Genomic DNA, 25285 nt, shown 5'->3' with positions numbered 1-25285 from the left:
AATTATAATTAGAATGTAACACTTACGCCAAATACCATCTTTTTCATGATAGGATATGCACCCTTGTCGAGACCCGGACAGTTGTATTCATTTGTACAGGTTTCAGGGTCAAGACCCGGATACTTGGTGAATGTGAAGAAGTCGTCCAATGATACGTAAAAACGTGCGTTGTCGATGAATACTTTATTGGTGATCCTCTTAGGCAATGTGTAACCAAGTTGAATTTGCTTAATCTTGAAGAACGAGCCATCGTAAACCATGGCAGATGAACGCCAGAATGTACCGCTACCTGTTACAGAAGCTGCGTCAGGAAGTTTGCCAGACTTGAAGTCTTTATAAATACCTTCTGATAAGTTGTTGTAGCCTGAACGATAGAGACCGTAGTAGACATCGTTACCGGCAGCACCGGTACCGAACAAAGTGAAGTCGAACCCCTTGTATTCAGCATTCAAGGTAATACCGTAAGTCAAAGTAGGAAGACCGGAACCGATGTTGGTCATGTCATAAGCTTGTGGGTCGTTGGTCAATTCGCCATCTTTGGTGTAGTATTGTGCAGTACCGTCAGCAGCACGGCCCGCATACTTAAAACCGCGCATGTACCATATGGGTTCGCCTTGCTCGAAGTAGCAACGAACAACTTCGGGAGATGCACCTTCAACAGTTGCGCCGGAAATACGTTCGATAGATGGATCGAGGTAAGTCACTTCATTGTGAAGTGTGGCCATGTTAGCAGATATGCCATATTTGAAGTCACCGATATGGTCTTTCCAGCTAAGTTCTACTTCGAAACCGCTGTTTTCAACTTTACCGGCGTTCATTGTCATAGAAGAAACACCTGATTCAGGCATAGTGGGAGCACTTACAAGCAAGTCCTTGGTATTCTTCTTGTAATAGTCGAGACCAACGCTCAATCTGTCGTTTAAGAAACGGAAGTCAGCACCCAAGTCGATTTGTTCTGAAGTTTCCCAAGTCAGGTTAGGGTTGGCAATACCGTTAGGCATTGAACCAAAAGTAACGGCACTTGTTGAACCATAGTTATAGAATTGTGAATTCGTACTAATACCGGCTGTATATGCATAGTTACTCAATACGTTTACGTTACCATTCTGTCCCCAAGATGCACGGAGCTTACCGTATGACATGATGCTTGGATTGACGTTATCTTTGAAGAAGCTTTCGTTTGAGAATGTCCAGCCTGCAGATGCAGAGAAGAACTTACCCCAACGGTTGTCTTTCGAAAGTTTAGAAGAGTCGAATGCATCGGCACGGAAGTTAGCCTGAACGCTATAGCGGTTGTCGTAGCTATAAGTTACACGGCCGAAGTAAGAGAGTGCTCGAGTAGTGCCCTTTATGCCGCCGATGTTCTTCGTTGTTCCTTCATTAGCATTTACACAATCGAGGTAGATGAAGTTAGAAGAATAAGCTTTAAGGATGTCCAAACCGGAAGCATTGGCGCTGACAAAATTTGAATCGCTTTGGCGATATGACATACCGGCCATGGCACCTACAGCGTGTTTGCCGGCGAAGATATCGTTATAGTTGGCGAAGTTTTCCCATTGATACCAAGTAGAGTTTCTACTAGCGCCAGAGATAATGTAGTTGTCACCTTTGGTTTGACCATTGAGGTAGTAGGGGTATTGATAGTCAGATTCGTTGTTGAAGGAGATACGATAACCCAAACGAGAAGTGAAAGTCACTTGCTTGACAGGAGTAACGTTCATGTAAGCGGTACCATTAACGTTTACGCCACTGTTGCGTGATTCTGAACGGTCGCGTTGCGAGAAGGGGTTGCCACCGGCAAGACGTTGGTTGAAGTAGGAAGTAGCATAATAGCCGTTTTCATCACCAAAGAGAGTGTAGTTAGAATCACCTGCTTGAATTTTATTGTAGTAGTCACGATATTCACCCAACATTTGTTCCGGTTTTGTCCAGTAGAGCGGAGTCAGCGGGTCAATCAAAAGAAGCATCTCGAAGGAAGAACCATAACCTTGTTCGGATATACCACGAGTACTCCATTTCTCAATAGAGGTGTTGGTACCTACTTTCAACCAATCCTTAATCATATAATCGGCATTGATTTGAGCAGTAAGACGTTCGTACTTATCTTTGCTACCCTTAACGATACCGTCTTGGTTCACATGGTTCACACTTAAGAAATATGAACCGCGGTCGTTGCCACCTTCTAAAGTAAGGGTGTGTTGTTGAGCCCAAGTATCTTCGAAATAAGCCTTCAACCAGTCTGTATTGGTATTAGGATCCCATCCGTATTGCGTTTGAGCATCAGCCAAAGCGGCATTCACAGATTCAGCGCCAAGCTGCATAGTCATCCAGTCCTTGAATTGAGTAGCGTTAAGAAGACTGGGTACGTCACCGAGTGATTGGTTAGTCCACTTGCCGCTATAAGTAATAGAACTTCGTCCTTTTTTACCCGATTTAGTAGTGATAAGAACAACACCGTTACCGGCTTCAGCGCCATAGATAGCAGCCGAAGCAGCATCCTTCAATACTTCCATTGATTCAATCATAGAAGGATCGAGGTATTGGATAGAGCTGACTTGCAAACCATCAACAATCAACAAAGGACCGATGTTGTTTGAGTTTGAAGAATAACCACGAACGCGGATTGATGCGCCTTGACCCGGTTTACCGGAACCATTCAGAATTTGTACACCCGATGCCTTACCTTGCAAAGCAGCGGCAGCATCGGTGGTAGACAAACCTTTCAGCTCATCGGCCTTTACTGAAGCTACCGAACCGGTAAGGTCACTCTTGCGTTGCACGCCATAACCTACAACCACTACTTCGTCAAGTACTTCGGTGTCTTCTTCCAGACGGAAGTTGATTACGTTACGACCACTCACTTTTACAGTCTGTGACTTGTACCCTATAAAAGATACTTCAAGGGTAGCATTACTACTTTCAACTGATATAGAATAATTACCATTGAGGTCGGTAATACAACCGTTGTGGGTTCCATTCTCCAGAATAGTCACCCCAATCATCGGCTCAGAATCATTGGCCGAGACAACAGTACCCTTGACTTGAAATTGCGCCGATGCTGACATACATGCCAAAAGCATAAGCATAAACAGAAAAGGAATCTTCTGATTTTTTTTGACTACATTTTTCATCATAATTAGTTTAAGAGTTAATAATCACATTTTTTCTTTTGTCATTAGCTATTGCTACAATAGCTAATGACCGTCATCATACATATATTTCATAGCTTTTAATTATTTAATTATTTGAGGCCTGTTGGCGGAATCAGGGGGGGCTGTCCGGCATTCTGCCGGAGCCATACCAGAGAGGAGGCAACCCCCTGTTTGCTCCGTATCATCCCCAGACAGGGGTACCTCTGACCGAAGATGATACGGAGTTGGTACGGTTCGGTTATTGCCCAACTCCGGCTTTGGCCCTTTTGGGGGCACAGGGAAAAAGCCATTCATTCCGCATCGGCAAGCCAACTGTTGATTTGCATTGTTGATTCAAATGGAGCTGTCTGAACCGGTTCGTCACGTTTGAGTGCGATTGCCCGGCAATAGCACTTTAGGGGAATGAGCCTGTTGCTAATGGTCGCGGAAATTCCATTTGGAATTGTCACTGTTCATATCGAATATGCCGAGAGATGGAGTGCTGTCGCCTACGGACACCAGAACCAGTTCCTTGTCTGTTCCCGGCACTTTTTTGGGCATGATTCGGTAGGTGCCGTCTGTCAACTGGTCGATTCGCCACAGTTGTTCGGGGGCTCCTGTGAATTCAGGAACAGTCATGATTTCCGCACCTGCTGTAGCGGCCAGTGCACGATTGGTTCCTTCAATCACAATCTTGTAATAAGGGCCGCCCAGGTATCCGCCCCCATTGGGCACGGCAGTAATGGTCCACTTCTGATGAGGACGGAACATATAATCACCGATTCTTACGTTGATTTTTCCTTGTGGCCAAGTTCCGATCACGTCTTCCAATGTTTGCGGTTTCAAGGGTACGACGGGCGTGTCGTCTTTTTCCCAGAAGCGGTGTCTGGTATATTCCATACGTACAAAATCGACGGCAAGTTCAAGGGCATAACCTCTACGCTCGGATTCAATCTCATACGTTCCCTCTTTGAATACTTCACCGGCAACGGGCCAGCCATTCTTCCATAAAAGCGGGCGTATGCCCAGCACACTGCGTCCACCCCGGTCGAAATCGGCTTCAAAGTGGCATGACATCTTCTCCACTCCGTCGGCCACCTTGAAAAGCCCGAAGTGTCCCGGGCCGGTTTGGCGGTTGCCTGCGGCAATTACCATTTTGCCGCCGCCTTCCAGCATTTTCCGTCCCATATTGTCGACATACGGCCCCGTCACTTTGCGCGAGCGGCCGACTACGATGTTGTAGGTAGAGTTGGGACCATCGCAGCAGGTGCCATGCGTCCCTAAGAGGTAATACCAGCCGTCACGATAGATCAGGTCGGTTGCTTCGCAGTCGATGGCGATGTCTATTTCTTTGTTGCCCTCCATCCGTTTGCCGGTTGCGGGGTCGAGTTCCACAAGCCTGATAAAGCCGAAGTACGTGCCGTAAGACAACCACAAGCGTCCGTCTGTCGGGTCGAGCAGAAGCCCGGCGTCGATGGCATCGCAATCTTCATCATACGCGGAGGAGGCCACTTCTATGGGTTCCGTATATTTGAAATCAGGAGAATTGGGGTCCAAGGTTTTATTCCACATGGTCAATACTTTGCCGCTGTGTCCTCCGCCGAGGCCTCCTCCCGTGGCACTGTAAGCAACCAGGTAGCGGTCGCCGATTTTCACGGCATCGGGCGCGGCGCCTCCGCCGGGTCTTACTCCGCCGCCGTTCCATGTCCAGCCGTCTTCAGATATCAATCCGCCTCCGCCTGTGCCGAAAGTATAATATTTACCATCACACTCCATGATAGTGGACGGATCGTGGATGTATGGAGTGCCGATTTGTGCAATTGCTTTTTCAGATGTCAATGTAAACATCAGGGCTGCCGTGCCCAGAAGTATAGCTTTTGTTTTCATGATCATTTATGGCTGATAGTAATGTTTTTAACGGGTGTTCCATTCTCATTGAGGAAGCGAACGCAGAAATCGCTCATTCCGGGACCGTTGATGACGGCTCCGCGAATGATGTTCTTGCCCTTCTTTAAGGTCAGCCGGCGTGAGAGGCAGTCATCTTTGACCATACGCCGGTCGCCCGAAAGGATTACGGCTTCCTCACCGTTCAGCCACCACATGGATGCGGAGTTGGAACCTACTGACATCCGGATGTTTTCCATGTCTTCGGGACATTCGATGACTGTGACTACCCAGAACAGCACTCCGTACACTTGCTTCTTCAGGCCGGAGGCAAAACGGAAGAGCTTCACGTTGAACAGTTTGCTGTCCAACGCATGCCAAGCCAGCTTCTGTTTGCCTACTTTCACTTTATCCCCGTCTTTGGGCAGGACGGTGAATTGATTGGAGAAATACTCGGTTGCAAATGCTTCGCGAATGTAACTGTCGGTAAATACCGTATTGGAACGGTTGGGCTTGTCGATGGGTTCCAGCAATAGCCAGCGCTGGATAAAGCCTTCATTGTCCGGAGATATTGTATTCGAGGTTGCCGGAGAAAAGTAGTCTGACAACCGGGGGGACGCTTCACTTTCTTGAGCATAGCCATGTATACCCATCATAACCGCGATACAAGCCGCCAGGAATGATTTTAGATGGAAGATATTCATCTTGTTATAGTCTGTTTTATGGATTATACATTATTTCGTTTTAAATAATAGGGGAGCAAATTCTTTCAGGCATCTGCGCCAGGTGAGGAACTCGTGGGCAGTGCCCGGCGATTCGTAATAGATCGTATTGATTCCTGCGGCCTGCAAGCCGTCGCTGAGGTTCTTGGTCCTTTCCGGATGTTCTTCCGAACCGATGCCCAGGAAGAAGACGTGTACCTTGTCGTTGAATGCCTTGCGATTTTTGAATACACCGCCGTACACGGTATCAAGTTGCTTCAGATCGATGCTGCCTGCTCCGCTAAATCCGCCGATATAAGCAAATTTATCCAGATTGTTCAGTGTGGTGTTGAAAGTAAGAAGTCCACCCCAGGAAAGTCCGGCCATGGCGCGATTATCCCTATCGGTCAGTGTCCGGAAATTGGATTCGATATGAGGAATGATTTCATTCACTAAAATAGCAGGAAACTCTGCACCAAATCTTTTTCTCGCATCCTCAGGAGTCTCACCCGAATTGGTCTTGAATACTTCAATATTTCCATTGTCCATGACTACGATCATTGGTTTGGCTTTACCTTCAGCAATCAGGTTATCCATAATAAAATTCATTTTGCCTTGGTTTGCCCAACTCGTTTCGTTTTCTCCCATACCATGTTGCAGATAGAGCACCGGATACTTCTTGGTAGGGTTCTTGTCATATTCCGCCGGAGTATAGACGATACATCTGCGCCATTCTTTGCGGATATCAGAGTAGTACCAGCTTTGGCTGATCAGTCCGTGAGGTACGTTCTTGATGGAATAGTAGTCCACACCTTTCTCCGGGATTTCAATACCACTTACCCATTTGCCCATACCGAAAAATGGTTTACCATTGGGATCGGCGGCACTTACTCCGTCTATTATTACCTGATAGTAGTGGAAGCCTATTACTTCAGGTTCTTTTGATACGAGCGACCAATATCCGTCTGCCTCTTTAGTCATTTCACCTCGGAAACTGATTTCTACTTTCTGGGCATTGGGAGCGTGTATTCTGAAGTGTACACGTCTGTCTTCACCTATACGGGGATAATCAGCTCCATTGATGTTATGTTCATTGGGAGTGGTTCCTGCCGGAAAATCTTGCTGTTGGGCATTCATAGTGAATGGGAACATTAACAAAGAAGAAAAAATAAGTTTTAATACATTTTTCATAAGCATTAGAATAAAATTTAGATATAAAATTAACAACTCAGTGAACTTCCTATTTTAAGTGGATACTGAGCATAAAATTACTCTGCTAATGCTTCGTGCTGGATTACTATTTTGCTTTCGGGGAGGATTTTTTTAGGAGGGTAAGATTCGTCTGCCGGATAGAAAGAAAAATCCTCTTCTTTCCTATATCATAATCTTTTTAATCTGATTGTCAGATAAATATATGGTTTGAAGAAGATGTAGGATGGCGTAGGTAAGTTTTATCCTACACCCCAAACTTAGGAACAATAAGCAGGATCGGAAGAAGGTCATATAAAAATCATGCTTTGCTTTATTGTTTTTGTTCTTTTGCCTATAGCAAAACTTTGTCCTACAGTTGCGGGCTCTACGTTTTTCATATGGGGGTGTGCATCCCGCAACTGTGGACTATACAGCCCTCAACTGGAAAACGAGGTTTTGCTTATAGCATAATGACATTAATCTTAAAACTTTAGGGGAAAAAGAAAGGGGTATATCAGGTTTTGCATTTATAATAATTGCGACGTTTCCAGCATATTAATCAGTTGCACCCTCTGGATAGAGAAACTGGTGCTTTCTTTCTGTACATACTTCAATAATTCAAGCCCATCCTGATGAAGCTTGGATTTCCGTAGCAAGTCCTCTGCTTCCATATCATCGGATATCTTCAGCATAGTCATGGCGGCAAGTTCTATTTTTCCCATTTCATTGGGATCGCCTTTATATCGGTCTATTAACTCTTGTGTATTCATGCTCAACAACTCATCAGTAGGGAAGCCTAGTATCTGTCGGGTCAGACCGTCATATTCAGTCCATTCATTCCAACGATACTTCTTTTTTTTGAGTAGGGCGTTCACAATCAAAGAAATGATTTCTTGAATCATTCGTATCAGGTAATCTTGTTTAATCATAATTATCTATCGTCTTTATAGGTGATGGTAAACTCGGTTTATTGTTCTTTGGAACTTTGAGAATTCCGGTTTCTTATTAAAGTAATGCTTTGTGCTCACAAAATTAGTGATATTTTTAAGATATCGTTGAAAATCCATACCTTTGTGCGCATTAATAATATAAGGTATAGCAATTTTCCATGAATAAGATAACTTCCGTATGCGTATATTGTGCTTCGAGCACCAAGATTGCTTCTGCTTATTTTGAAGCAGCCCGCGAATTGGGTACTTTGTTGGGGCAGCGCCACATCCGTTTGATAAATGGTGCGGGAGGCATCGGACTGATGAGAGCTACTGCCGACGCAGTACTGGCGGCAGGTGGAGAGGTGACCGGCGTTATTCCTCACTTTATGGTGGAACAGGGCTGGCAACACAAAGGGCTTACGGAAATGATAGAAGTAGAAAACATGCATCAGCGCAAGCAAAAGATGGCGGATTTGAGTGATGCGGTCATCGCACTGCCCGGTGGATGCGGCACTTTGGAAGAATTGCTGGAAATTATTACTTGGAAACAACTGGGTCTCTACTTGAATCCTGTTGTTATCTTAAACACCAACAACTTTTTCGATCCTCTCTTGGCTATGTTGCAGCATGCGATGGATGAGAACTTTATGCGCGAGCAACACGGTGCTATCTGGCATGTGGCAAGTACACCGCAGGAAGCTGTCGAACTGATTCATACCATACCTGTCTGGGATAGTTCCATACGTAAATTTGCGGCAATATGATCAGGCTACTGCTGACATGGATTGCGGGATTCGAGGGAATGCCTATTCCTTATTCTCCTAAATTGGATGACGGAATCACTATACTCCTGTTGTGCTGCTTTTTCATATCTGCCTATGTCTTATCCCGTAGCCGTAAGTTTCTGGTGCAACTGGTGAAAGACTTTCTGCTCAACCGTGAGCGGACCAGTATCTTTGCAGCCACTACGGCAGCGGATATGCGTTATATGTTGCTGTTGATCTTGCAGACTTGTGTGCTGGGGGCTGTCTGCACTTTCAATTATTTTATAGATGTCCGTCCGGAACTGGGAGAACGCATTCCTCCTTATATCCTGCTTGGAGTATATCTTGCGATAGCTTTACTTTATCTTTTCTGGAAGTGGGTGACTTACTCTTTCCTGGGTTGGATTTTTTTTGACGGAAACCGTACAAGCCTCTGGATGGAGTCTTATTCTACACTGCTTTATTACCTTGGATTTGCCCTTTTCCCGTTTGCTTTATTCCTTGTTTACTTCGATTTGAGTTTACTTGCAACTGTGATAATTGGTTTATTTCTGATGTTTTTTACTAAAATATTGATGTTATATAAGTGGATAAAGCTTTTTTGTAGCAATTTATATGGCATTTTGCTTTTAATTTTGTACTTTTGTGCCCTTGAAATCATACCTTGTTTTATTGTATATCGAGGTGTGTTACAACTAAATGATTATTTGATAATAAATTTTTAGGACGTTGAAAATTAAGAAAGTACTTGTGTCGCAGCCGAAACCGGCATCAGAGAAATCTCCTTACTACGACATCGCCCAGAAGTACGGTGTGAAAATTGATTTTCGCCCGTTTATCAAGGTGGAAAGTCTGTCTGCTAAAGAATTCAGACAGCAAAAAGTGTCAATCCTGGATCATACCGCTGTTATTTTTACATCGCGTCATGCCATCGACCACTTCTTTCACCTGTGTACAGAATTGCGTGTTTCCATTCCGGAAACTATGAAGTATTTCTGTGTGACAGAAGCTGTTGCATTGTATATCCAAAAGTATATTCAATACCGCAAGCGTAAGATCTTCTTTGGTAATACAGGAAAGTTTGAAGACTTGTTGCCTTCTATCATCAAGCATAAAACTGAGAAGTATCTGGTTCCGATGTCTGATGTGCACACAGACGAGATCAAAAATCTCTTGGAAAAAAGCAAGATACAGCATACAGAAACTGTTATGTATCGTACAGTAAGTAATGACTTTACTGCGGAAGAAGAATTTGATTATGACATGCTTGTATTCTTTAGTCCTGCAGGAGTAACTTCTCTGAAGAAGAATTTCCCGGACTTCCAACAGAAGGAAATCAAGATTGGTACCTTTGGCTCCACTACAGCACAAGCTGTACGCGATGCCGGACTCCGTCTCGATCTGGAAGCTCCCAGTGTACAAGCTCCGTCTATGACGGCAGCACTGGATATGTTCATCAAAGAGAACAATAAAGGAAAATAAATTTAGAGTTACGAGCTACAAGCTACAGGCTACGAGTGCCATGCGGAATAGCATGCCATTTATAGCTTAACTTGTAGCTCGTAACTTGTTTACTGCGGAGCTACTTGTAGCTCTTAGCCTGTAACTCGTAGCTAAGAATGCTTAATACCCTGCATAAGACCGAAAGGCTGGATAAGAAGAAAGTCATCGATAAGATGTTTTCAGGCGGTGCGCGTTCGTTTTCCGTCTTCCCTTTGCGTGTGGTATATCTGCCGGTGGAGGAGTTGGAGGCTCCTGTTTCCATACTGGTCAGTGTATCAAAACGCCGTTTTAAACGGGCGGTGAAACGTAACCGTGTGAAACGTCAGATACGTGAGGCGTATCGGAAAAACAAGCACGGACTATTGCAGGCGCTCCAGGATAAGGAGCAGCAACTTGCTGTGGCTTTCATTTATCTTTCCGACCGGTTGACTGACTCGATGGAAATTGAAGAAAGGATGAAGATTGCGTTGGCTCGTATCACGGAGAAAGTAGCTTCCTTATGAAAAAGCTGCTTTCATACCTGCTGTTGCTTCCTATTTATTTTTATCAGAAGTGCATTTCACCCCTGACTTCTCCTTCGTGCCGCTTCACTCCCACATGTTCACAATATGCCGTTGAGGCGATCAAGAAACATGGTCCTTTTAAGGGATTGTATTTGGCAATCAGGCGTATACTGCGTTGTCATCCCTGGGGAGGTTCCGGATATGATCCTGTTCCATAAAGACATAATATCTTTACTGTATGATAATTCCTGCTGATATACACACTCATTGCCAACCGGAAGTGCCTGGAGAAGCTATTGTGAATTGCTTTCCCGAAACATTTGTTCCGCAACTGGAAGGGTGGTATTCTGTGGGAATACATCCGTGGTATATAACTTCTTCCACTGTATCTCTGGCTGAAAAAAAGAGATGCTTGGAGGAGCTATTGTATCATCCTCAGGTTTTGGCTATGGGTGAAGCTGGATTGGATAAATTGGCTGATGCTTCTCTGCCTTTACAGAGGGAAGTTTTCGAATATCAGGCACGGCTGGCTGAAGAAACTGATAAGCCGCTGGTTATTCATCTGGTGAAGGCTGTGGATGAACTCTTAAAATTGAAGCAGAAGATACGTCCGGTGAAACCGTGGATTATTCATGGATTTCGCGGAAAAGCAGTGCTGGCAGAAGAATATCTCCGACATGGTTTTCACCTTTCTTTCGGAGAAAGGTATCAGGAAGAAGCATTGCGAATCGTACCATCTGACAGGCTGTTTTTGGAAACGGATGAGAGCATGACTTCTATTGATACGCTTTATGAACGAGCAGCTATGATTCGTAAAATTCCCTCTGGGGAACTCAGGGAAACGGTTCGGAAGAATGTGGAGGAAATCTTTTTTAGGCGATAAGAGTTGTTAGTTCAGATAAAGAGTCGTACTTTTGCAATTACAAAGTATATCAAATATTTAAATAGTTAATCATTCGATGAATTTTGTAGAAGAATTGAAATGGCGTGGCATGCTCCACGATATGATGCCTGGTACGGAAGAACTTCTGGCTAAGGAACAAGTGACCGCATACATAGGTTTTGACCCTACGGCGGACTCGTTGCACATTGGACACCTTTGCAGTGTAATGATACTGCGTCATTTCCAACGTTGCGGACATAAGCCGATGGCATTGATTGGTGGTGCTACAGGTATGATTGGTGACCCTTCCGGCAAGTCGGCAGAGCGCAATCTGCTCACAGAAGAGATTCTGCAACGCAATATGGATGGTATGAAGAAGCAGTTGGGCAAGTTCCTGGATTTTGAATCAGATGCTCCCAACCGTGCAGAACTGGTGAACAACTACGACTGGATGAAGAACTTCACATTCCTTGACTTTGCTCGCGAAGTAGGTAAGCATATCACCGTAAACTATATGATGGCGAAAGATTCTGTAAAGAAGCGCCTGAATGGTGAAGCTCGTGACGGTTTGTCTTTCACTGAGTTTACTTATCAGTTATTACAAGGTTATGACTTCCTGCATCTGTATGAAACCAAAGGTTGCAAACTGCAAATGGGCGGTTCCGATCAATGGGGTAACATTACAACAGGTGCCGAGTTAATTCGTCGTACAAACGGTGGTGAGGTATTTGCACTGACCAGTCCTCTGATTACGAAGGCTGACGGCGGTAAGTTCGGTAAGACTGAGTCCGGTAATATCTGGCTTGATCCTCGCTATACTTCTCCGTATAAATTCTATCAATTCTGGTTGAATGTGAGCGATGCTGATGCTGCACGTTACATTAAGATATTTACTTCTTTGAGCAAAGAAGAAATAGATGCTCTGATAGTAGAACATGAAGCTGCACCGCATCTGCGTATTCTTCAGAAGCGTCTGGCAAAAGAAGTGACTATTATGGTTCATTCTGAAGAAGATTATAATGCAGCAGTGGATGCATCCAATATATTATTCGGTAATGCAACTTCTGATGCTTTGAAGAAATTGGATGAAGATACTCTGTTGGCTGTATTCGAAGGTGTGCCTCAGTTCGAAGTGTCTAAGGATGCTGTGGCGGCTGGAGTGAAAGCAGTCGATCTGTTCACTGAGAACGCGGCTATCTTTGCTTCCAAAGGTGAGATGCGTAAACTGGTGCAGGGTGGTGGTGTTTCTCTTAACAAAGAGAAGCTGGAAGCCTTTGACCAAGTGATTACTTCTGCTGATCTTTTGGATGAAAAATACCTGCTTGTACAGCGCGGGAAGAAGAATTACTATCTGATTATTGCCAAATAAACGGTTAATTAATAACAGATATGAAAAAATGCCCCGAAATATTTGGATATTTCGGGGCATACTTCTATCTTTGCACCGCTTTTTAACAGAAAGCGCATAAGTTTGGACTATGGTGTAATGGTAGCACAACAGGTTTTGGTTCTGTTTGTCCAAGTTCGAATCTTGGTAGTCCAACCAAAGAAGGCCTTGAAAGAGAAATCTTTCGGGGCTTTTTATTTAGAATTACTCTGATGGCTCTCTCTATTGTATTATTTTCTGTTAAAGATTTCCTATTTTTATCCATTTGAACAATAATACTACATAATTGGGACAAAAACACAATGTTTCTCCGTTTTCTTTTGCTACATTTGCATCGTGTACGTAAACGAAGTATGCCAATAACCGATTATTATAAACTTTAAAACGTAATAGGATTATGAAAACGAACTATGAAATTCGCTATGCAGCGCATCCCGAAGATGCAAAAAGTTACGATACCAAACGCATCCGTCGTGATTTCCTCATTGAGAAAGTATTTTCTGCTAACGAAGTAAATATGGTATATTCCATGTACGACCGTATGGTTGTGGGTGGTGCAATGCCGGTAGGCGAAGTGTTGAAGCTGGAAGCTATCGATCCGCTGAAAGCTCCGTTCTTCCTGACTCGTCGTGAAATGGGTATCTATAACGTAGGTGGTCCTGGTGTAGTAAAAGCCGGAGACGCTGTATTCGAATTGAATTATAAAGAAGCTCTTTATTTGGGCTCAGGTGACCGTGAAGTGACCTTTGAAAGCAAGGACGAAAAGAATCCTGCTAAATTCTATTTCAACTCACTGACTGCTCACCGTAACTATCCTGATAAGAAAGTGACGAAAGCTGATGCAGTAGTTGCTGAAATGGGTAGCTTGGAAGGTTCCAACCACCGTAATATTAATAAGATGTTGGTTAATCAGGTATTGCCGACCTGCCAGTTACAGATGGGTATGACAGAACTTGCTCCGGGTAGTGTATGGAATACAATGCCGGCACACGTTCATAGCCGTCGTATGGAAGCTTATTTCTATTTTGAAGTGCCCGAAGACCATGCAGTTTGCCATTTCATGGGTGAAGTTGATGAAACTCGCCATGTATGGATGAAGGGCGATCAGGCTGTATTGTCTCCTGAATGGTCTATTCACTCTGCTGCCGCTACTCACAACTATACCTTTATTTGGGGTATGGGCGGTGAAAACCTGGATTATGGAGATCAGGATTTCTCTTTGATTACCGACCTGAAGTAATATATTGAGTAAATCACGACTCTGAATCGTAAATTAGAAACAAATAACTATTAAACCTAAGTAAATAAATTATGGTAAACTTTTCATTAGAAGGCAAAGTAGCACTTGTAACCGGTGCTTCTTATGGAATTGGTTTCGCTTTGGCAACTGCTTACGCACAAGCCGGTGCCAAAATCGTGTTCAACGACATTAAACAAGAATTAGTAGACAAAGGTTTGGCTGCTTACAAAGCTGAAGGTATCGACGCTAAAGGTTATGTATGCGACGTAACGAATGAAGAGCAGGTGAATGCTATGGTTGCCCAGATTGAGAAAGAAGTGGGCGTGATTGATATTCTGGTAAACAATGCAGGTATCATCAAGCGTATTCCGATGCACGAAATGTCTGCTGCTGAATTCCGTCAGGTGATCGATGTAGACTTGAATGCTCCGTTTATCGTATCAAAAGCCGTTATTCCTTCTATGATAAAGAAAGGTCACGGCAAGATTATCAACATCTGCTCTATGATGAGTGAGTTGGGCCGTGAAACTGTATCTGCTTATGCTGCTGCTAAGGGTGGCTTGAAGATGCTGACTCGTAACATCGCTTCTGAATACGGTGAATATAACATCCAGTGTAATGGTATCGGTCCGGGTTACATTGCTACTCCGCAGACTGCACCGCTTCGCGAACCGCAAGCTGATGGTTCTCGTCACCCGTTTGATGCATTTATCGTTGCTAAGACTCCGGCTGCACGTTGGGGTACTCCTGAAGATTTGATGGGTCCTGCCGTATTCCTGGCTTCCGACGCTTCTGACTTCGTAAACGGTCACGTACTCTACGTTGACGGTGGTATCTTGGCTTACATTGGCAAACAGCCTAAATAAGTATATGAATAGATAATGGGAAATGGATAATTGATGCTGTCAGTTATCCATTTTTCCCATTATTTATATCTTTATTATCCGTTTTCAATTATCAATTGATTAAGCAATATGAAAAAGTTATTCCTTTTACTGGCAACAGCATTTGTATGTTTTGCCTGCACCAACACTAAGGATGTGGTTACTGTAACGGTAAGTAATCCTTTAGCAATGGAGCGTTCCAATGAAATGGTTGAAGTGGCTATGAGTGATATCTCTAACCAACTGAAACTGGCTGACACAGCTCAGATTGTAGTTCTGAATGCTGACGGACAACAGGTCCCCTATCAGATTACTTACGATGAAAAAGTAATTTTTCCTGCAAGCGTAGCTGCGAATGGCACAGCTGTCTATACTATTCAGGCAGGTACACCTGAGAATTTCGCTGTAAAGGCTTGTGGTAGATATTATCCTGAACGTGTGGATGACGTAGCTTGGGAAAACGACTTGGTTGCTTTCCGTACCTATGGTCCTGCTTTGCAAAAGAGTGGTGAACGTGCCTTCGGTTATGATGTTTGGACAAAGTACAATACTACTGAACCAGTTGTAGAAGCTCGTTATGCAAGCGAATTGAACCCGGAGACCAAAGCTAAGATTGCTGAACTGAAGAAGACTGACCCGAAAGCTGCACAGGAATTGTATAAATCAGTTTCTTATCACGTAGATCATGGAAACGGCCTGGACTGTTATAAAGTAGGTCCTACACTGGGTGGTGGTACTGCTGCTCTGATGCCCGATGGTGAAATCGTATATCCTTATTGCTATGCAACACAGGATATTCTGGACAATGGTCCGTTGCGTTTCACTGTGAAGCTGGTATATAATCCGCTGAACATCAAGGGGGACTCTACAGTAGTTGAAACACGTGTTATTACGTTAGATGCAGGTTCTCATTTGAATAAAACAGTTGTGGTTTATGATAACCTGAAAGAAACTACTCCGGTAGTTGCTGGTATCGTATTGCACGAACCGGATGGTGCTGTAGTAGCTGATGCTGCTAACGGTTATATCACCTATGTAGATCCTACAGATAATGTGAATAACAACAACGGTAAGATTTTTGTAGGTGCTGCTTTCCCGGCTACTGTAAAAGAAGCTAAATCATTGCTTTTCCCTGAAAAGGAGAAGAATGAACTGCGTGGTGGTGCCGATGGTCATGTACTGGCTATCAGCGATTACGAGCCGGGTTCAGAATATGTTTACTACTGGGGTGCAGCTTGGGACAAGGCTGACATCAAGACTCCGGAAGCATGGAATGCATATATGGCAAATTATGCTCAGCAAGTACGCAATCCGTTGACGGTGACAATTAAGTAATCGGATACTGTATAGAGAATAAAAATGAGAGTGTGTCAAAACTGAATAAAAGAACGCAAATTACACAAATTACGCAAATAACCAATCAGATAAGCTCTGATTATCAGAAGTCTAAAAAAAATATTATTTGTGTAATTTGTGTTCTAATCCTATTTTGACACACCTTCATTTCTTATATAACTATGTAATTGGGATTACAATAACTTAAACTCGTACCCTTCTTCTTCCAGAAAATCAAGTGTCCGTGGCAATGCATATTGCAGGTTTCCGTTATTCCAGGATTTTAATGAATCATGGAAAGTGATAATAGAGCCATTTCTTGCATATCTCATCACATTGGCAAGTACTTGCGGACCACGTAACTTCTTACTGTAATCACGGGTTACCAAATCCCACATTACGATTTTATAGCGTCTTTTTAATACGAAATATTGCCCCCAACGCATATGCCCGTGTGGTGGGCGGAAGAGGTCTGTTTTCATTAGTTCATTTGCTTTGTCTGTATTGGCAAGGTAATTATCAGACAAATACTCAAATCCGCGAATATGATTGAAAGTATGGTTGCCAATGCGGTGTCCTCGGTCTATTACCATCTGAAATACATCAGGATGCTTACGTATATTGTCTCCCACCATGAAGAAGGTGGCTTTAATATTGTGTTTATCCAATAATTCAAGTACCCAAGGGGTTACTTCGGGAATAGGGCCATCATCAAAAGTCAGGTAGACGGCTTTTTCGTTCGGATCCATTCGCCAGATGGCACCGGGATATAACTTTCGGACAAACTCAGGAGGTTGTTCTATAAACACGATTGTTAGTAGTTAGCGGTTAGTAGTTAGGGATTTATATGATTAGTGATTAGCGATTAGCAGTGGGGGCTACAGTCGCTAATCACTAATCACTATCTGCTAATAACTTTATTTCATCCGGTCAACACACATTTGATATAGCTCGTTCAGCTTGCTGTCGTATACGGGAGCCAATTCTGAGTTATACTTCTGCATGAGTTTAACTTCTGTGCTGAGGATAGGCAGTTGATAGTCAACAACTTCATGGCTGGACATTGCAAAGCGTTGGTCATCCAGACTCAGATACCATGTGAGGTATTCCACAGCTTTATCGGCAAGTGCCTTCATGATGTTGTCGCCTTTCTCTTTTTCACCCAACTGATAGTATGCTTCTGCCATTTGCATAGCACCATTTTGCCAGTCATAAGGTACGTTATAGGCAGGAATCATCTTCTCGGCGTACTCCAAGGCTGCTTTAGCCTTATCCGTCTTGCCTTCGCGTATCAACTGGCCAATGAGTTGTGAGAAGATACGACGATGAGAATAACACATACGCATAGCATTCTCATCAATATAGATACCTTCCTTATCAATTCCACCGAATTTGAACTTGTTCATCAGGTTGTCGTACATTTTTTCGCTATCCAACTTGACACCTGTTTTTTCAGTATCAAACGGAGTGAAGCGGTAAGTCAGACCTTCCTGGACGAAGTGGTTGCCCATGCCAAGGTGGTTTTCCGTACCTACGCTGACTGCCATATAGATAGGACGTTCCCAATTGGCTTCAGCCAGCATTTCAAGCATCATCAGTTCGCTCTTATAGAGGGCACGTTTACCTTTCAGTGAAATGTGCATATAGTCGGGGATACTGTCACCCGGTATCATCATACCACTGCGGCGTACAGCTTCCTTGTCCACCTTCATCACGATGCTGTCTGTAGGAATCACCTTAAGGTCATCATTCTTGCTGCGTACCCAGTATTTCAGGATGTTCTGAAGTTCGTACGGATTTTCTCCGAATTCTTTCTTCACATTTACCAATGCTTCAGGGTTACCGTTCAGTGCCTGCTTTTCAGCCTCAGCATAGAGGGCGTCGATGCTCTTTTTATAATCAGGCTGTACAGGGATGTATTCGTTAGTTCCTTCTACATACTCCATACGGTCCCAAGTGATGGGCAGTGACGGAGAGTCGTAGGCAGGACGTTTCATCTGATCGATGTACCAGTCCGTTTGCAAGTAGCTGAGGTTACAGGTACGTGCATCTGTACGGAAACCTTCTGTCTCCTGATTGTACCATAAGGGGAATGTATCGTTATCACCGTTGGTGAAGATAATCGGATTACCGGTTTCTTGCAGAGACATCAGGTAGTTCTGACCAAAGTCACGTGCCAGATAGCGGTCGCTGCGATCGTGGTCATCCCATGTCTGGCTTGCCATCTGTATGGGGACAAGCAGGCAGACAACAGATACCAGAGTTGCGGCGGGAAGTTCTTTCATCTTGGCATAATGCTGCAACAGACGGACAATACCTGCCACACCCATACCTATCCAGATGGCAAAGGCATAGAACGACCCGGCATATGCATAGTCACGTTCACGCGGCTGACTCGGTGTCTGGTTCAGGTAGAGCACAATGGCGATACCCGTCATAAAGAATAGGAAGAACACCACCCAGAATTGCTGGATGCCCTTTTGTCCACGGTATGCCTGCCATAACAGGCCAATGATACCGAGCAACAAAGGCAGACAGTAGAAGACGTTGTGTCCCTTATTGTTTTGCAACTCTTGTGGCAACAGGCTTTGGTCGCCTACCAGGAAGTTATCGATGAACGAAATTCCTGTGATCCAGTTGCCATGTTCTATTTCTCCACTACCCTGCAGATCGTTCTGGCGTCCGGCGAAGTTCCACATGAAATAGCGCCAATACATCCAGTTGAGCTGATAGGTGAAGAAGAACTTGATATTTTCCCACTGTGTAGGCATATTCACCATCACCATTTGTCCGCATTGGTCGTAAGGAATGTCATTACCTTTTATGTCTACCCAAGCTTGATATTCCCTGGCGTGCTGACTGCTGTACATGCGCGGGAAAAGCATGTTCTGAGCATATTCGTATTCGATACGTCCGGGAATTTCGATATAGCTATCCTTTTCATCGGGCGTAGCTTTTTCTTTGCGGATAAATTTGGTACCACTGTATGAAACGCGTGGTTCGCAATAACCGTCTTTTACATCGAGGGCAACTTTAGAAGAGAATGCTTGTCCGTAGAACAACGGACGGGTTCCGTATTGTTCGCGTCCCAGATATTCACCCAGCGTGAAGATATCTTCAGGTGAGTTCTGGTCCATCGGCGTATTGGCTGTAGAGCGGATCACGATGATGGCATAAGAAGAATATCCGATGACGATCATCATTGTACAAAGCAATGATGTGTTCAGCGTACGCGCGGAAATGCGATATTTCTCTTTCATGCTTGCCTGCATCTTCGGGCTGAGATAGAAGAACAGGAAAGCGATAACTATAATACCTATTACTACAGCACTTGTTCCGTGTCCGTAGAATGGGATACCCAACAGGGCGATAGTCAACACGAAGGAGATGGCCATGCGCATCTTGTTTTTCTCCGTGTAGCTTTCGTATATACCCCAGATAATGGAGCCTGCCAGCACAATGATATAAACCATTACACCACTGTTGAAGGACATTCCTAACGTATTTACGAAGAACAGTTCGAACCAGCCGCCTACTTTTACAATACCCGGTACCATACCATAGAGTACGACAGCTACTAAAATGCCGGAAGCAAGTAATGCCAGCAATGAGCCTTTGGCATTTGCGTTTGGCACTTTTTTGTAGTAGTAAACCAGTACGATGGCGGGTAAACAAAGCAAGTTCAGCAAGTGTACACCAATACTCAATCCGGTCAGATATGCGATCAAGATAAGCCAACGGTCGCTGTGCGGTTCGTTAGCCACATCTTCCCATTTCAGTATCAGCCAGAATACAACGGCTGTGAAGAGAGAAGAGAATGCATAAACTTCACCTTCAACGGCACTGAACCAGAAAGTATCACTGAATGTATATGCCAGTGCACCTACCAGGCCGCTACCCATGATGGTAATCAACTGTCCTTTAGTAATATTATTTTCATCTGTAGCCACAAGTTTGCGTACCAGATGCGTGATGCTCCAGAACAGGAACAGAATACAAGCGCCACTCATCAGTGCACTCATATAATTCACCATTTTAGCAACGGTGCTCGGATCTGAAGCAAATTGTGAAAAGAGGTTGGCTACCAGCATGAAGAAAGGTGCTCCGGGTGGGTGTCCTACTTCCAGTTTGTAGCCGGTAGTGATAAACTCCGGGCAGTCCCAAAAGCTTGCAGTCGGTTCTATAGTCATGCAGTAGACCGTTGCTGCAATGATGAAAGTAATCCAACCTACGAGGTTGTTTATGGTTCTGTACTGTTTCATTCGGAAATAATTCGTTATGTTTTTAAGTTATATCTCTGTATTTTAGCGTATACGGGCGCAAATATAGTGATTTAACTGCTAAAACTGTGGAAGTAATGCATATTTATTAGGATAGGTTAAAAGATATACATTGATTTTTGGTAGATAAAAGTTTCATGAAAATTCAGTTTACCCCAAATGGTAACTTTGTTCACTCCACACGGTAACTCCATTTACATACCGCGGTAAAGACCGTTACATGCCGCGGTAAAGGTCGTTACAATAAGGAGTAAAAGCCGTTACATACGGCGGTAAATGCTTTTACATTTTACAATAAACAGTCGGTAAATGCTATTTGTTGATTATCAGTAAATTAATAAAAAAACCATCAGCGATCTTTAGTTCATTTCTGTGCGGATAGGAATGAAATGATGATTTATCAGTTCGCTTTTGATAGTACCGCTTAATCATTTGCTCCATTTCTTATCCATAATGAGCATAATTCAAGGCTTGATTCCAAAGATAAATATACAAATTATACATTCATGTATAATACATCTATGTATAACTTTGTTTGAAATATGTGCAAAACACTATTTTTGTACTTGTTCTGGTAATGATTTGTATTCTTCCCTGTTCTTTTCAATGTTTGCAGTTACAACATCCACATTCATCTCCGTGCTTATGTTCCGCCAATATGCGATGCGGCAGAGCTCCATGTCCCAGCAGTTCTATCGGGCAATTGAAGTTCCGTTCCAGCCATTCTTCGCTTACACCCGTATCGGGATGGTAATCCAGCGTCTCATTCACGCAAGCGATGGATTTCACCTGTTGCAGCACTGTGCCGATGTCATGGCTAACAAGAATGATAGCGCAATCATGGTTAATTTCAGCCAGCAATTCGTAAAGCCGGGCTTCGAAGCGTTTGTCTATATACGTACTGGGTTCGTCGAGGACAACAAGTGCAGGATCGGAAATGATGGCACGTCCCAGTAGGGCACGTTGCAATTGTCCGCCACTCAATGCACCGATAGCACGTTTTTCCAGACCTTCCAATCCCATGCGGGCAATCACTTGCCGGGCTTTTTCCCGATGCGTCGCAGTGAAGCGTGAAATCAGTGACTTTTGTGAACTGAGTCCTGAAAGAATCACTTCTTCCACTGTTATAGGAAATTTACGGTCAATGCTATTGTATTGAGGCAAATACCCCATGGAGAATTGAGAGTTGAGAGTTGAGAATTGAGAGTTGGTTGCGCTGTTGTCAAGGAATGCCGGATTATTGTTCGAGGCTGTTGTAACTCTATATAAGATTTCTCCTGTTGTAGGTTTCAGCAGGCCGAGAATACACTTGATGAGCGTTGTTTTTCCGCCACCGTTGGGGCCGATGATGCCTAGAAAATCCCGGTCGTAAACGGTGAGGTTTACATTACGCAGCACTGTACGGCTATCATAACCGGCGCTGAGATTTTTTATTTCGATAAGGGGCGTATTCATTTCTTTACTCTATTTTACAGTCTCCGATTACTTCTTAACGACCAGTTCCCTGGCAATGTTCAACATCTCTTCTTCCCAATCGTAAGAAAGCGGATTGATAGGAACTACCTTCGTACCTGTTTGTTTAGCTATGATTTCTGCATTGCGGCGGTCGAATTCAGGTTGTACGAAGATGACGCGTACCTTTTCCTCCTTGCAGGTATCTATCAGGTTTTTGAGATGGGAGGGAGAGGGCTCTTTTCCATCTTCTTCAATAGAAATCTGATGTAAACCGTAGTCGCGTGCAAAGTAGGACAATGCCGGATGATAAATCATAAAGGCACGGTCCGCATTGGGGGCAGAAAGCATATGGCAGATAAGGCTGTCGGTATGTTCTATCTGATTACAGAGGTTTTTATAACGCTCCATGTAAGTTTCTTCATTATTCTTGTCGATGGTGCACAGGGCGTTTACAATATTTCCGGCAATAATTTGCGCGTTGTAAGCGGAACTCCAGATATGTGGTTCTACACCGAGGATGTGGTGTTCATCTTCCTGGATAGAATCGTGGGCATGCGCTTCGTCGTCGCCGTGATGGTGGTGGACGTGAGAGGAATCAAAAATCAAATCGATACCGCGGGAAGTGTCGAAGAACTGCAAATGTGGCGCATTATCTGTCAGCTTATCCATCCAGGTTTGTTCAAAACCGATATAACCGATGCGGAAGTAAGCTTTACTCTTGGCAAGATCGACAAGTTGTTGCGGAGTAGGATCGTACGTTTCCGGACTGCTACCTTTGGGTACCATGCTGACAACGTTGAAGTTATCTCCTGCAATGGCTTCGGTGAAGTAGCGTAACGGTTCGATGGTGACAGTGATGACGGGTTTATCGTCTTCATTCTTATTTTGAACGCTGTTGTTCTTGCAAGACATGGCAAGCAAAGCAGCGAGGATGTACAGGAATGTTCGTTTCATTTCTTTATTATATTTATGGTTTCCAATATTCGTTATAACTTAGTTGTTTGTTCTCTTGGTTGCTCTCAGTATTTCCCGTTTTCCACCCGGAGGCCCCGGAAGGCGCTCCACAAGAAAGCCGACAGCTTGCAACATACGGCGGATAACACCTTTGGCGCAATACGTCGTTAATATGCCCCCTGTATTCATAGATACGTAAAGTGAGTGAAATAGCTGCTCGTTCCACATTTCAGGTTGCTTTTCGGGGGCGAAGGCATCGAAATAAACGAGATCAGGATTTAGTGATAAGGTGTTAGTGATTAGTGATGAGTGGGTTGTATCATGTTTATCACTAATCACCAACACCTTGTCACTGTTTGCATCCGCCTGTATTTTTCGCAGAGTGAAGTACGGGGATATCTTCACATCCTCTTCCCATGGTGCAGTATGTAACTGTTTAAACAGCGGGTTGTCACTATATCCCAATGCATCGACTTCTTCCCAGGCAAGAGGATAAAGTTCAATACCGGTATAGTGTACGGGACGCTTTTCTTGTTCGGCAGCTTCCAGTGTAAGCAGGGTATTCAGCCCGGTACCGAAACCTATTTCCAGAACATGCGGCTGGGGCGCAGCCGAAGCTTTCAGCCCCATATCTATAAAGATGTGTTGCGATTCTGTACGTGCTCCTTTTACCGAATGGTAATGTTCATTCAGTTCCGGTACAAACAGCGTTGCACTTCCATCTTCCGTATGTTCTATGATTCGTTTCATAACTCTTAAAACATTGATATTACTCCTTGCAATGCCAACAGCATCAAGATGTATCGCACCAGCTTTCCGGCAAACATGGATGAGGTAGTCAGCCATACATTGCTGCGCATGAAACCCAGCGCAATGGCTATTGCCTCGCCCACAAAAGGCAGGAATGCAAAGAAAGCCATCAGAGCACCTTTTCCTTGCAGGAAAGCTTGCATCTTGTCTACTTTCTCCTTTTTTACTTTAAAATATTTCTCTATCCAGTCTATCTTACCTAAACGCCCCATGTAGTAGCACGTCATACCGCCTATTGTGTTCCCCAATGTAGCAGAGAGGACACACATGGCAGGATTCAGCCCCACTTTCACCAATGCTATCATTACCAGCTCTGAACTGAACGGAATGATGCTTCCCGCCAGTAAAGCGGAGATGAAAAGGCCGAAATAGCCCCAGTCTATCAGGAGTTGAACCAGTGAATCTACAAAAGCGTCCATATATTAAATCCGAATAAAAGTACAAGCCCTGCGAGGGCACAAATGAAAAACACATTGGAAGCCCGACTGTTCGTCAGCACCACGAAATGTCCTGTCAGGATACTGACACCTATCAGCAGCAGAGGCAGGAGATGAACCGTCAAAACCGGTTGCAACAGGATATAGGCAAAGATGCAGAAGCTCAGAAAAATAAGAAAATGCAGATAACTGCGGGTACGTATCTTATCTTCGTAACCTGCCACCAGACAGTGGATGGAACTGACTAGGTATAATACGAACAGATAGCCCAATGTAGCTATTTCCCACAAGGGGAAGTCCCAGAGATTAATAGGGTGGAATGTTGCCAGTTCGATGAAAGGCTGGTAAAATAAGCCCATTTCATCGTAGAAGTAAGCATGTCCCAATAGAAACCAGTAGGGTAAAGCCCAACCGACCAGACTGCCGAAAAAGCTCTTTGGAGTGAGTGCCTGAAAACTGTGTGCACCTATCCAGTAGAGGGGAATAAACAGTGTCAGTTGTGGGAAGAACAGACTACCCAACCCGATAAAGAGGAACGAATGGAACATAGTGCCTGCCGGACGGGAATGTTGGTAGCCCTTGAACAGGAAGAACAGAGATATAAGAAATGCTATCGAGGCAAAGTCCCCGGCATAAACTGGATGCAGGGCCGGACAAACGGATATAAACAGGAAATAAATGGCCGTTTGTACGGATGCCCGCATACGGATGATGGCAAAAGTATTGTTTAGTTCTATCAGGAAGTAACCGACGACGCCATAGAAGATGAAACTTAAAGGTGTACTTGCCCATGCCGGAATATATCCATCTATGATAGTATCCCACAGGAGATAACTACTTTTTATTACCGGAACTTCAGGCAATAGAATAGAGGTCAGTATCCAGCAGAATAGTGACAAGAGGATGGCAGCGGGCAGTGTGAAACGTCCCGCTGTGATCCGGTTCTGTAGTCGTTTACTTCGTATCATAATATTAATTGTGGTAAGGTGATAGGGTGATAAAGTGATAATA

General features: G+C 44.1%; 22 protein-coding genes and 1 tRNA gene. 11 read left to right on the top strand and 12 right to left on the bottom strand.

From position 1 onward, the window contains the following. Positions 1–8: 8 nt before the first annotated feature. The 5 genes from BACINT_RS04725 to BACINT_RS04705 form a co-directional block, all read right to left on the bottom strand. On the bottom strand, positions 9–3134 hold the full coding sequence (locus BACINT_RS04725) for a SusC/RagA family TonB-linked outer membrane protein (protein ID WP_007660998.1): 3126 nt from the start codon (positions 3132–3134) through the stop codon (positions 9–11). A gap of 432 nt (positions 3135–3566) precedes the next feature. After that, positions 3567–5018: a family 43 glycosylhydrolase gene (locus tag BACINT_RS04720; RefSeq protein ID WP_044154866.1), complete on the bottom strand. Its 1452-nt coding sequence runs from the start codon at positions 5016–5018 to the stop codon at positions 3567–3569. A gap of 2 nt (positions 5019–5020) precedes the next feature. Next, complete coding sequence (locus BACINT_RS04715) at positions 5021–5719, bottom strand: hypothetical protein (protein ID WP_007660994.1); 699 nt, start codon at positions 5717–5719, stop codon at positions 5021–5023. A gap of 30 nt (positions 5720–5749) precedes the next feature. Next, positions 5750–6907 (bottom strand): alpha/beta hydrolase-fold protein, encoded by a 1158-nt coding sequence (locus tag BACINT_RS04710; protein WP_044154864.1) that lies wholly within the window; start codon positions 6905–6907, stop codon positions 5750–5752. Between the two features lie 527 nt (positions 6908–7434). Next, on the bottom strand, positions 7435–7836 hold the full coding sequence (locus tag BACINT_RS04705; protein WP_007660990.1) for a hypothetical protein: 402 nt from the start codon (positions 7834–7836) through the stop codon (positions 7435–7437). A gap of 179 nt (positions 7837–8015) precedes the next feature. On the opposite strand from BACINT_RS04705, the gene BACINT_RS04700 reads away from it, so the two are divergent. The 11 genes from BACINT_RS04700 to BACINT_RS04650 all read left to right on the top strand — a co-directional run bounded on the left by BACINT_RS04700 (position 8016) and on the right by BACINT_RS04650 (position 16338). After that, positions 8016–8603: an LOG family protein gene (locus tag BACINT_RS04700; protein WP_007660989.1), complete on the top strand. Its 588-nt coding sequence runs from the start codon at positions 8016–8018 to the stop codon at positions 8601–8603. After that, positions 8600–9328 carry a DUF4271 domain-containing protein gene (locus BACINT_RS04695; RefSeq protein ID WP_007660988.1) on the top strand — a complete coding sequence of 243 codons (729 nt, stop codon included), beginning with the start codon at positions 8600–8602 and terminating at the stop codon, positions 9326–9328. The genes BACINT_RS04700 and BACINT_RS04695 overlap by 4 nt, the downstream gene beginning before the upstream one ends. Positions 9329–9332: 4 nt before the next feature. Next, positions 9333–10085, top strand: coding sequence for a uroporphyrinogen-III synthase (locus BACINT_RS04690; RefSeq protein WP_007660987.1), 753 nt, complete (start codon positions 9333–9335; stop codon positions 10083–10085). 137 nt (positions 10086–10222) lie between these two features. Next, positions 10223–10609, top strand: coding sequence for a ribonuclease P protein component (rnpA, locus tag BACINT_RS04685; RefSeq protein WP_007660986.1), 387 nt, complete (start codon positions 10223–10225; stop codon positions 10607–10609). Continuing rightward, a complete protein-coding gene (gene yidD, locus BACINT_RS04680) occupies positions 10606–10827 on the top strand; it encodes a membrane protein insertion efficiency factor YidD (RefSeq protein WP_007219099.1) in 222 nt (73 codons plus the stop codon). The genes rnpA and yidD overlap by 4 nt, the downstream gene beginning before the upstream one ends. A gap of 20 nt (positions 10828–10847) precedes the next feature. After that, positions 10848–11492, top strand: a complete 645-nt coding sequence (locus BACINT_RS04675; RefSeq protein ID WP_007660985.1) for a TatD family hydrolase — start codon at positions 10848–10850, stop codon at positions 11490–11492. Positions 11493–11568: 76 nt separating this feature from the next. Continuing rightward, positions 11569–12861: a tyrosine--tRNA ligase gene (gene tyrS / locus BACINT_RS04670; RefSeq protein ID WP_007660984.1), complete on the top strand. Its 1293-nt coding sequence runs from the start codon at positions 11569–11571 to the stop codon at positions 12859–12861. A gap of 103 nt (positions 12862–12964) precedes the next feature. Beyond that, positions 12965–13038 (top strand) — tRNA-Gln (locus tag BACINT_RS04665). Between the two features lie 238 nt (positions 13039–13276). Continuing rightward, a complete protein-coding gene (gene kduI / locus BACINT_RS04660; RefSeq protein ID WP_007660981.1) occupies positions 13277–14119 on the top strand; it encodes a 5-dehydro-4-deoxy-D-glucuronate isomerase in 843 nt (280 codons plus the stop codon). A gap of 71 nt (positions 14120–14190) precedes the next feature. Next, positions 14191–14985 (top strand): gluconate 5-dehydrogenase, encoded by a 795-nt coding sequence (locus BACINT_RS04655; protein ID WP_007211540.1) that lies wholly within the window; start codon positions 14191–14193, stop codon positions 14983–14985. Positions 14986–15093: 108 nt separating this feature from the next. Then, on the top strand, positions 15094–16338 hold the full coding sequence (locus tag BACINT_RS04650; RefSeq protein ID WP_007660975.1) for a DUF4861 domain-containing protein: 1245 nt from the start codon (positions 15094–15096) through the stop codon (positions 16336–16338). A 194-nt stretch (positions 16339–16532) separates the two neighbouring features. Here BACINT_RS04650 and BACINT_RS04645 read toward each other — a convergent pair whose 3' ends face one another. The 7 genes from BACINT_RS04645 to BACINT_RS04615 all read right to left on the bottom strand — a co-directional run bounded on the left by BACINT_RS04645 (position 16533) and on the right by BACINT_RS04615 (position 25239). Next, positions 16533–17147, bottom strand: coding sequence for a polysaccharide deacetylase family protein (locus BACINT_RS04645; RefSeq protein WP_007660974.1), 615 nt, complete (start codon positions 17145–17147; stop codon positions 16533–16535). A 108-nt stretch (positions 17148–17255) separates the two neighbouring features. Then, entirely contained in the window at positions 17256–20600 is a 3345-nt protein-coding gene (locus BACINT_RS04640) for a protein O-mannosyl-transferase family (protein WP_007660973.1), read from the bottom strand. A gap of 621 nt (positions 20601–21221) precedes the next feature. Next, on the bottom strand, positions 21222–22073 hold the full coding sequence (locus BACINT_RS04635; protein ID WP_007660972.1) for a metal ABC transporter ATP-binding protein: 852 nt from the start codon (positions 22071–22073) through the stop codon (positions 21222–21224). 27 nt (positions 22074–22100) lie between these two features. Then, positions 22101–23027 (bottom strand): metal ABC transporter solute-binding protein, Zn/Mn family, encoded by a 927-nt coding sequence (locus BACINT_RS04630; RefSeq protein WP_007660971.1) that lies wholly within the window; start codon positions 23025–23027, stop codon positions 22101–22103. A 39-nt stretch (positions 23028–23066) separates the two neighbouring features. Further along, positions 23067–23777, bottom strand: coding sequence for a tRNA (5-methylaminomethyl-2-thiouridine)(34)-methyltransferase MnmD (mnmD, locus tag BACINT_RS04625; protein WP_007660970.1), 711 nt, complete (start codon positions 23775–23777; stop codon positions 23067–23069). 5 nt (positions 23778–23782) lie between these two features. After that, positions 23783–24256 carry a YqaA family protein gene (locus BACINT_RS04620; RefSeq protein ID WP_007660966.1) on the bottom strand — a complete coding sequence of 158 codons (474 nt, stop codon included), beginning with the start codon at positions 24254–24256 and terminating at the stop codon, positions 23783–23785. Further along, entirely contained in the window at positions 24241–25239 is a 999-nt protein-coding gene (locus BACINT_RS04615) for a hypothetical protein (RefSeq protein ID WP_044154863.1), read from the bottom strand. Before BACINT_RS04615 ends, BACINT_RS04620 begins: the two co-directional genes overlap by 16 nt. Between the last annotated feature and the right edge of the window lie 46 nt (positions 25240–25285).

Source organism: Bacteroides intestinalis DSM 17393, assembly GCF_000172175.1.
Lineage (GTDB): Bacteria > Bacteroidota > Bacteroidia > Bacteroidales > Bacteroidaceae > Bacteroides > Bacteroides intestinalis.
This window is presented reverse-complemented; position numbering and strand designations above follow the sequence as displayed.